This window comes from Vibrio sp. Vb1980 (assembly GCF_033338615.1).
In the GTDB taxonomy this organism is placed as follows: Bacteria; Pseudomonadota; Gammaproteobacteria; order Enterobacterales; family Vibrionaceae; genus Vibrio; species Vibrio alginolyticus.
In genome coordinates this window covers 1-670 of sequence record NZ_JAWOSZ010000091.1, presented here as the reverse complement: position 1 = coordinate 670, position 670 = coordinate 1, and the positions used below count along the sequence as shown (strand labels likewise).

Below are 670 nucleotides of genomic sequence, written 5' to 3'. Positions count from 1 at the left end.
CGTGCAAGAAAACCCGTGGACTGCGCTTGGGTTGAGCGCTTTTGCCGCGATTGCTGTTGCGAAAGCTGGGCGACTTTCTCGCGTCACGTCATCTCTCTCCTCCATCAGTTTGCTGCTCAATGGCGCGATGGATTTGAGTGGCCAGCTAGCCAAATCTTCTTCATCGTCTGCTGTATCCTCAAAAGAAGCAGGTGAAGAAGCGGCTCAACCTTCCGATTTACCACCTCATCAGTAGAGGACGCGCATGAATGGAAAATTAAACCTTCCCATCAATACCGTGATTGGTGTGTCTCTGCTGGTGTTATTGCTTGTTCCAGCACTCTACTTCGCCAAACCGGTGCTGTTACCTATGGTGATAAGTACGTTCGTGGCACTGCTGTTTAGCCCGCTGATCAATTATTTTGAAGACAAAGGCCTGCCACGCACGATAACTGTGGTGGTGACGTTGACGTTATTGGTGAGTGTTTCAATACTCGGTTTAGCGGCGATATCAGAACCCGCGAAACAATGGTGGGCTGAGTTGCCAAGCATCGTCCAAAACGTTTCGCAGGAAGTGAATGAAGTGACCAAAGCGTCGTCAGAGCACATGAATGCGCCGCTTGAGCTTGCCAGTGACATGAACATTGACGAGATGGGCAACAACACGGTGTTTTCTCTGCTGAAAGCGCTC

General features: G+C 50.3%; 2 protein-coding genes. Both read left to right on the top strand.

What is annotated here, in order from left to right; genetic code table 11:
- The coding region (locus R7F64_RS23940) for a hypothetical protein (protein WP_318072160.1) at positions 1-235 on the top strand (235 nt) is incomplete at its 5' end.
- Between the two features lie 9 nt (positions 236-244).
- Positions 245-670 (top strand): AI-2E family transporter (locus R7F64_RS23935; protein WP_318072159.1); only part of this gene is annotated, 426 nt, incomplete at its 3' end.